Below are 7669 nucleotides of genomic sequence, written 5' to 3'. Positions count from 1 at the left end.
CGCCGCCGGTCGAGGTGGCGCTGCGGGCGGACCGCGGTGACGTCGTGCTGACCGTCACCGACCACGGCCCGGGGATCCCCGCCGACGTCCTGCCGAAGGTTTTCGACCGCTTCACCAAGGCCGACACCGCCCGCGCCCGGTCCGAGGGCAGCGGCCTCGGGCTCTCCATCGCCCGGGAGAACGCGCGGCTGCACGGTGGCGACATCGTCGCCGCCAACACCGGCACCGGCGCCCGGTTCGAGCTGCGCCTGCCCCGGGAGGCGTTGTGAAGAAACTCGTCGTCCTCGCGGTGCTGCTGCTGGTGAGCGCGTGCGGGATCAAGCCGACGCCGGTCCTCGGGGCGGGCCCGGCACCCACCCTGCGGAGTCCGGCGAGCGAGGGCCGTGGCACCGACCTGATCCTCTACTTCGTCCTCGCCGACCGGGTGACCCCGGTGGTGCGGCCCGCCGCCGGGGTGGTGGGCATCGAGTCCGCGCTGACGATGCTGATGGACGGACCGTCCGTCGACGAGCGGGCCGGCGGGTACTCGACGGACCTCCCCCGCCTCTCCGGCGCGATCACCTCGACCCCCGGCCCGCCGACGACGATCACCGTCCCGTTCCCGCTGCGGCCGATCACCGGCGCCGGGATCAACCAGCTGGTCTGCACCGCGTTCGCGGCGCTGGCCGCCCAGGGCGGGTACACCACCGACGGCACCGTCGCCCTCGCCGGCCCGGACGTCCTGCTGCCCTACCAGACGTGCCAGGCGTGAACCGATGTCGACATGACGGCAAGGCGCCTCAGCCGGGGTAGGGGCGGACCGCCCGGGCCTCGGCCAGCGACCGCGCCCACCAGCCCAGCTGGTCGAGCATCGCCTTCGCCGCGACACCCGCCGCGTCGTCGTTCGGCAGGCCGTCCTCGCCGAACCGCGCCTGGGCGCCGTGGAAGCTGACCGTCTCGCGGATGGTCACCGCGTGCAGCTCGGCGAAGACCGCGCGCAGGTGCTCGACCGCGCGCAACCCGCCGGAAATCCCGCCGTAGGACACGAAAGCGACCGGCTTGGCCCGCCATTCGGGCTGGTGCCAGTCGATGGCGTTCTTGAGCGATGCCGGGTAGCTGTGGTTGTACTCCGGGGTGACGACGACGAAGGCGTCGGCGGCTTCGAGCCGCGGAGCCACCTTCGCGACTTCGGCGACGACCGTCGCGGACGGCGTGGCGCCGAAGGCCGGCATCACGAGCGGGAGATCGGGTTCGGCGAGGTCGACGACGTCGACGTCGAACCCGCCGTGCGCGGCCGCGACCCCCGCGAGCCAGTCCGCCACCACCGGCCCGAACCGTCCTTCCCGGACACTTCCCACGATCACCGCGACCCGGATCGGCGCTTCCGACACACTTCCTCCTCGACACGCAGGGTTTTTGCTCTCCGCATCAGGATGGAACTTCAAGCTCGCTTGAAGTCAAGCGTGCCGCTGTGGTTGGCTGTGCGCCATGGTGAACGCCCCGGCCCGGCCGCTGCCCGACCTGACGGTCGGCGAACTCTCCCGGCGCAGCGGAGTACCCGCGTCGGCCCTGCGCTTCTACGAGGACGAAGGGCTCATCCACAGCCGCCGCACCGCGGGCAACCAGCGGCGCTACCGCCGGGACACGCTGCGACGGGTGACGTTCATCCGGATGTCCCAGCGGGTCGGGATGCCGCTGTCGAAGATCCGCGAAGTGCTCGGCCTGCTGTCCGACGACCGCACGCCCACCCGCACCGACTGGGCCCGGATCTCCCGCTGCTGGCAGGAGGACCTGAACGCGCGGATCCGGCAGCTGGAACAGCTGCGGGACCAGCTGGACGACTGCATCGGCTGCGGCTGCATGTCCCTGGCCAAGTGCCGGCTCGCCAACCCCGGTGACCGGCTCGGCGCCGACGGCCCGGGGCCGCAGCGCCTCGCCGACCACCGCGAAGACGGTTACGAGGCTTGTTGAGCTAGCCGCGCTTCAGCAGGCCGCGGACGTACATCGCCTGCCCGGCGTGCTGGATGTCGTCGTCGAGGACGCTGATCAGGCGCACGCCCAGCGACACCGGGGGATCCCAGGCCTCGTCGACGATCCGGTCGAGGTCCGGTTCGCCGAGCCCCTCGAGGTACCGGACGGTCTGCTCGTGCACGGCGTCGTAGTAGCCGGTGAGCAGGTCCGGATCGTCGACGCGGACCGCCTCGACGTCGGCCGGGCGGTGCCCGTAGCCGGTGTCCCCGGCCGGGAACGGGAGGCCGAACCGGGACAGCCAGTCCTGGCCGGTCCACACCTGCTCCGTCCCGGCCACGTCGGCGACGTGGTCGTCCTGGACCCGGGTCAGGTGCCACACCAGCCAGGCGATCGAGTTGGCCTCGCCGTCCGGCCGGGTCCCGAGCTGCTCCGCGGTGAGTCCGTCCACCGCGGCGTGCACCGTGCCCTGGACCCGGCCGTACCCTTCGACGAGCAGATCGGCCACGTTCATCCGGCTGCCTCCCGTTGTGCCGACAGTTCCCTGCGCAGACCTACCCGATCGGGCCCGCCGGCAAACGGCGGCCGCTACCGCGGCAGCAGCTGGTCGAAGAACGAGCGGTAGCGGCGCAGCGCGATCCGCAGCTCCTCGGTGGCCGGTTCGCCCTGCTGCCACTGGGCTTCCAGCTCGCTCTTGTGCTCGGCGAAGGTGGTGGCCAGCGCGCTGATCACGGCGGCGACGAGCTCGTCGGCCTGCCGGACCGCCTGCTTCGGGTCGTCGACGAAGCCGGTCTGGACGTTCTGCCAGCGGTCGCGGAAGCCGGTGACCTTCTCTTCGTCGATCAGCGTCGGCGTCTCGACGTCGCCACCCGAAGCGGCAGGCGTCTCCACGTCCCCGCCCGATGCGGCAGGCGTCTCGATGTCCCCGCCCGACTCGGCGGGCGTCTCCACGTCCCCGCCCGACTCGGCGGGCGATTCCACGTCCCCGCCCGATTCGGCGAGGGTGGTGTCGTCGGTGTCGTGCCGCCCGGCCGAAGCCAGGTCGGCGGTGCTCAGGTTCTGGTCGTCGCCGGGCTCGCGGAAGTCGGCCCGGTCCTGGCCGGGGACTTCGGCGGTGCGATCGCCGGCGTAGGCCTCGCGGTCGTCCTCACGTCCGGTCAGGTCCCGGTCGTCCTCGGCGTCGTGCCGCGTCAGGTGATCGGTCATGGTCAACGTCCTCCATTCGACTCGGTCCGCGGGGTCGCGGACGCCTGGCGCTCGGTCTCGTGACGGTCGGCGTCGCGGTCGTGGTCGCGCCCGCTGTGGTCGTGCCCGTTCCGGCGCTCGTGGTGATCGTGGTCGTCGTGGTGCTTGTCGTCGTCGGCGCCGTCGGTCAGCAGGTCCTCGAACACGGTGCGGTAGCGCACCATCGCGTCGCGCAGGTCCTCAGTGGACGCTCCGTCCCGCTTCTGCTGCGTGGCGTGCGCGGCCCGGTAGTGCTCGAGGGTCTTGGCGTGCCGCACGGAAAGGTCGGACACCTGCTGCTCGTAGCCCTCGGTCGGGTACCCGCGCTCGGCCATCAGCGAGTTCAGGAGCTGATCGGCTTCGGCGACCGCGGGGGCCGGCTGGTCGACGAACTTTTCCTGTACCTGCGCCCATTCCCGGGCGTAGCGCTCGCGTGCCGACGTCGACAGCGGCCGGATGTCGAGCTCCTTGTGCCGGCGTTCCCGCTCGGCGAGTTCACGCTGCGCGGCACGGGGGCTGTCCTTCTCCGCGACCGTGCGGTCGTATTCCGGACCGAACCGCTGCTGCAGTCGTTTTCGTTGCATTTCCTGCGTCACGAGCCAGATCACGGCGCCGAGCACCGCGACGGCCACGACGACGATCAAGACGATCAGCCATGTGGGCATCGCTCAAACTCCTTCAAGGATGTCAAGCCCCCGATGCGAGCGGTGTTCCCGGATTACCTCGGCCGAAAACGGGCACGGGCCTCCCGACCTCGGGATTCGGCCGTCCGGCGGCGCCGATACGGCCGGATGCCTCCGCCCCGCACCGGGGAGGTGATGCCGATGACACTGCGTGGCTAGCATCGTTATCAGAATAGTAGTATCGTTGATAACAGCCCGAGCGGAACGAACCGGAAGAAGGAACCGATGAGCACCCCCACCGAAACCCGCGTCGCGATCGTCACCGGCGGCTCCCGCGGCATCGGCCGCAAGGTCGCCGAACGCCTCGCCGCCGACGGCATGGCGGTCGTCGTCAACTACGCCGGCAACGAAAAGGAGGCGCAGGCCGCGGTCGACGCCATCACCGCGGACGGTGGCCGGGCGATCGCGGTCCGCGCCGACGTGGCCGACCCGGCCGCGGTCGCGGAGCTGTTCGACACCGCGGAACGCACCTACGGCGGCGTGGACGTCGTCGCCCACCTGGCCGGCGTGATGAGCCCGCCGACCCCGATCGCCGACACCGACTTCGACGTCCTCGACCGGGTGCACCGCACCAACATCCGCGGCACGTTCGCGGTGGCCCAGCAGGCCGCGCGGCGGGTGCGCGACGGCGGCGCGGTGATCACCACCTCGACGTCGGTGCTCGGGCTGAACCTGCCCGGCTACGGCGTCTACAACGCGACGAAGGGCGCGGTCGAGGCGATCACCATGATCCTGGCGCGCGAGCTGCGCGGCCGGGACATCACCGTGAACACCGTCGCGCCCGGCCCGACCGCCACCGCGCTGTTCCTCGACGGCAAGGACGACGAGACCATCGCCCGGATGGCCAAGCAGCCGCCGCTCGAGCGGCTCGGCGAGCCGGCGGACATCGCCGAGGTCGTCGCGTTCCTCGCCGGCCCGGCGCGCTGGGTGAACGGCCAGGTGCTGCGCGCCAACGGCGGCATCGTCTAACGGGTGAACCGGCTGACGATCACGTGGTCCTTCGCCGGCCCGCGCACCGCCCACTCCTGCCGCCACCGCGCGGCGCCGGTCACGCGGTACTCGCCGCGGTAGTGGTCGGCGCGGCAGGGGTGGTCCGCCGTCCAGTGGCCTTCGCGCAGGTCGAGGTCGTGGAAGAAGCCGCCGTGGTCGAAGTGGACCGCCGCGCGGCCGGGCCCCGCCGGGCGGTAGTGCAGGGTCCGCGTGACCGGCCCGACGTGGCCGCCGAGCCGCAGCTCGCCCTCCTCGTGGTAGACGAGGACGCCGTCGGCCTCGGTGAACGTGGCCGTCCCGGTCACCTCGCCCGCCGGGTCGCCGTCCGCCGTGCGGATTTCCCGGTCCAGGCGCCAGGCGCCGGCGAAATACGCGGGGAGATCGGGAACCGGCCAGTACTGCACCCGCCCATTCTGGCACCCCGCGGCGGGGCGGGCCGGAACTGTCGGACCCCCGCTCTATAGTCGGGCGGGTGGCAGAGACCGACCTCGCACCCGCGTCCGACGCGCTGGAGACCCTCCGGCGCGTGTTCGGCTACGACAGCTTCCGCGGCGACCAGGCGGCGATCGTCGAGCACGTGATCGCCGGCGGCGACGCGCTCGTGCTGATGCCCACCGGCGGCGGGAAGTCGTTGTGCTACCAGATTCCCGCGCTCGTGCGGCCCGGCGTGGGCGTGGTCGTCTCCCCGTTGATCGCGCTGATGCAGGACCAGGTCGACGCGCTGCGCAACGCCGGCGTCCGCGCCGGTTTCCTCAACTCCACCCAGGACTACGCGGCCCGGCAGGAGGTGGAGACGGCGTTCCTGAACGGCGAGCTCGACCTGCTCTACCTGGCACCGGAACGGCTTTCGGTGGAATCCACCGTGCGACTGCTCGACCGCGGCAAGATCTCGCTGTTCGCGATCGACGAAGCGCACTGCGTCGCGCAGTGGGGCCACGACTTCCGGCCCGACTACCTCCAGCTCTCCGCGCTGCACGAGCGGTGGCCGGACGTGCCGCGGATCGCGCTGACGGCGACCGCGACCGAAGCCACCCACAAGGAGATCGCGGCCCGGCTCAACCTCGACGAGGCCCGGCACTTCGTCGCGAGCTTCGACCGGCCGAACATCCAGTACCGGATCGTCGGCAAGAACTCGCCGCAGCGGCAGCTGCTGGAGCTGCTGCGCACCGAGCACGCGGGTGACGCGGGGATCGTCTACTGCCTGTCCCGCAACTCGGTGGAGAAGACCGCGGAGTTCCTGGTGCAGAACGGGATTCCGGCGGTGCCCTACCACGCGGGGCTCGACGCGCGCACCCGCGCGAAGCACCAGTCGCGGTTCCTGCGCGAGGACGGGCTGATCGTGGTCGCGACGATCGCGTTCGGGATGGGCATCGACAAACCGGACGTCCGGTTCGTCGCGCACCTCGACCTGCCGAAGTCGGTCGAGGGCTATTACCAGGAAACCGGCCGCGCGGGGCGTGACGGCCTGCCGTCGACAGCCTGGCTCGCGTACGGGCTGCAGGACGTCGTCCAGCAGCGCAAGATGATCGACACGTCCGAGGGCGACGAAGCGCACCGGCGGCGGCTGGGCGCGCACCTGAACGCGATGCTCGCGCTGTGCGAGACGGTCGAGTGCCGCCGCGTGCAGATCCTGAACTACTTCGGGCAGGCGGCCGACCCCTGCGGCAACTGCGACACGTGCCTGAACCCGCCGGAGAAGTGGGACGGCACGATCCCGGCGCAGAAGCTGCTGTCGACAGTCGTGCGGCTGCGCAACGAGCGGCGCCAGAAGTTCGGCGCCGGCCAGGTCATCGACATCCTGCTCGGCAAGTCCACGCCGAAGGTCACGCAGTTCCAGCACGACACGCTCAAGACGTTCGGCATCGGCACCGAGCTGCGCGAGCCGGAATGGCGGGCGGTGGTCCGGCAGCTGCTCGCGCAGGGCCTGCTCGCCGTCGAAGGCGACTACGGCTCGCTCGTGCTCACCGAAACCAGCGCGGAGGTGCTGGGCGGCGATCGCCAGGTGCTGCTGCGCCGTGAACCCGAGCGGGCCGCCGCCGCGAAGGTCCGCAGCGCGCGGAAGACGGCTGCCGCGGTGGAGATGCCCGCGGAGGCGGCGCCGCTGTTCGAACGCCTGCGGGCCTGGCGGGCCGGCGTGGCGAAGGAACAGGGCGTGCCCGCCTACGTCGTCTTCCACGACGCGACCCTGCGCCAGATCGCCACGCAACGACCGGCGTCGCTGGCGGATCTGGGCACGGTCAGCGGCGTCGGCGAGAACAAGCTCGCCAAGTACGGCGAGGGACTCCTGGAGGTCCTGACCGCCGAGTGACCTACCGGCCGGTGGCCTGGCCCGGGTGGCCCGGCTGCCCGGTCACCGAGTTGACCTTGCGGACCGCACCGGCGATCTTCTCGTGGTACTTGCCCTTGGTCTTGTCGTCCACGAACTTCGCGGCCTTGCCGACGGCCTGGTTCACCTTTTCGGGGTTCTTCTTCGCGTAGGCACGAGCCGCGCCGGCAGCGCCGGCCAGCATGGTCAGCTTCTTCATCAGAGGCACGGTGGCCCTCCCTCGTCGGTAGCGGTCATCCTGACAACGCGGACGAACCACCCGGAGGTTCCCCGTGTGACGAGGGCCAAAACCTGAGCCCGCCGCGGCCGCCCCCGCAAACCCGCCGGCCCCGGCCGGAACTCACGTGATCAGAGCCGGACTTCACGTGATCAGGCCCCGAACCCGCGTGATCAGGCCCCGAACTCGCGTGATCAGAGCCGGAACTCGCCAGATCCGGCCTCAATCACGCGAGTTCGGGCTTCAATCACGCGAGTTACGTCCTCAATCACGCGAGATCCG

General features: G+C 71.3%; 11 protein-coding genes. 5 read left to right on the top strand and 6 right to left on the bottom strand.

Annotated features, from left to right (window positions below):
- A partial coding sequence (locus CCN39_RS45000; protein WP_143264406.1) for an ATP-binding protein occupies positions 1 to 269 on the top strand: 269 nt, incomplete at its 5' end.
- Positions 266 to 751, top strand: a complete 486-nt coding sequence (locus CCN39_RS44995) for a hypothetical protein (protein ID WP_086852989.1) — start codon at positions 266 to 268, stop codon at positions 749 to 751. The genes CCN39_RS45000 and CCN39_RS44995, both read left to right, overlap by 4 nt.
- A 28-nt stretch (positions 752 to 779) precedes the next feature.
- Here the strand turns inward: CCN39_RS44995 and CCN39_RS44990 are convergent, their stop codons facing one another.
- The gene (locus CCN39_RS44990; protein ID WP_086852987.1) at positions 780 to 1370 is read right to left on the bottom strand and encodes an NADPH-dependent FMN reductase; all 591 of its coding nucleotides are present in this window, start codon (positions 1368 to 1370) and stop codon (positions 780 to 782) included.
- Positions 1371 to 1467: 97 nt separating this feature from the next.
- Between CCN39_RS44990 and soxR the strand changes: the two genes are divergently transcribed.
- Complete coding sequence (gene soxR / locus CCN39_RS44985; RefSeq protein ID WP_167455369.1) at positions 1468 to 1950, top strand: redox-sensitive transcriptional activator SoxR; 483 nt, start codon at positions 1468 to 1470, stop codon at positions 1948 to 1950.
- A 1-nt stretch (position 1951) separates the two neighbouring features.
- Here soxR and CCN39_RS44980 read toward each other — a convergent pair whose 3' ends face one another.
- The 3 genes from CCN39_RS44980 to CCN39_RS44970 all read right to left on the bottom strand — a co-directional run bounded on the left by CCN39_RS44980 (position 1952) and on the right by CCN39_RS44970 (position 3836).
- Entirely contained in the window at positions 1952 to 2461 is a 510-nt protein-coding gene (locus tag CCN39_RS44980; protein ID WP_086852984.1) for a mycothiol transferase, read from the bottom strand.
- 74 nt (positions 2462 to 2535) lie between these two features.
- Positions 2536 to 3153: a hypothetical protein gene (locus tag CCN39_RS44975; RefSeq protein ID WP_086852982.1), complete on the bottom strand. Its 618-nt coding sequence runs from the start codon at positions 3151 to 3153 to the stop codon at positions 2536 to 2538.
- Positions 3154 to 3155: 2 nt separating this feature from the next.
- Positions 3156 to 3836: a hypothetical protein gene (locus tag CCN39_RS44970; RefSeq protein ID WP_086852980.1), complete on the bottom strand. Its 681-nt coding sequence runs from the start codon at positions 3834 to 3836 to the stop codon at positions 3156 to 3158.
- 243 nt (positions 3837 to 4079) lie between these two features.
- On the opposite strand from CCN39_RS44970, the gene CCN39_RS44965 reads away from it, so the two are divergent.
- Positions 4080 to 4823: an SDR family oxidoreductase gene (locus CCN39_RS44965; RefSeq protein WP_086852978.1), complete on the top strand. Its 744-nt coding sequence runs from the start codon at positions 4080 to 4082 to the stop codon at positions 4821 to 4823.
- Here the strand turns inward: CCN39_RS44965 and CCN39_RS44960 are convergent.
- Positions 4820 to 5248, bottom strand: coding sequence for a DUF6314 family protein (locus CCN39_RS44960; RefSeq protein WP_086852976.1), 429 nt, complete (start codon positions 5246 to 5248; stop codon positions 4820 to 4822). The genes CCN39_RS44965 and CCN39_RS44960 overlap by 4 nt on opposite strands.
- A gap of 68 nt (positions 5249 to 5316) precedes the next feature.
- Between CCN39_RS44960 and recQ the strand changes: the two genes are divergently transcribed.
- Positions 5317 to 7152, top strand: a complete 1836-nt coding sequence (recQ, locus tag CCN39_RS44955; protein ID WP_086852974.1) for a DNA helicase RecQ — start codon at positions 5317 to 5319, stop codon at positions 7150 to 7152.
- A gap of 1 nt (position 7153) precedes the next feature.
- On the opposite strand, the gene CCN39_RS44950 is transcribed toward recQ, so the two are convergent.
- On the bottom strand, positions 7154 to 7369 hold the full coding sequence (locus CCN39_RS44950) for an antitoxin (RefSeq protein ID WP_434781163.1): 216 nt from the start codon (positions 7367 to 7369) through the stop codon (positions 7154 to 7156).
- Positions 7370 to 7669: the final 300 nt, after the last annotated feature.

It is taken from the genome of Amycolatopsis kentuckyensis, assembly GCF_002155975.1.
In the GTDB taxonomy this organism is placed as follows: domain Bacteria; phylum Actinomycetota; class Actinomycetes; order Mycobacteriales; family Pseudonocardiaceae; genus Amycolatopsis; species Amycolatopsis kentuckyensis.
The sequence above is the reverse complement of the archived record's forward strand: the minus strand, read 5'-3'. Positions and strand labels throughout refer to the sequence as shown.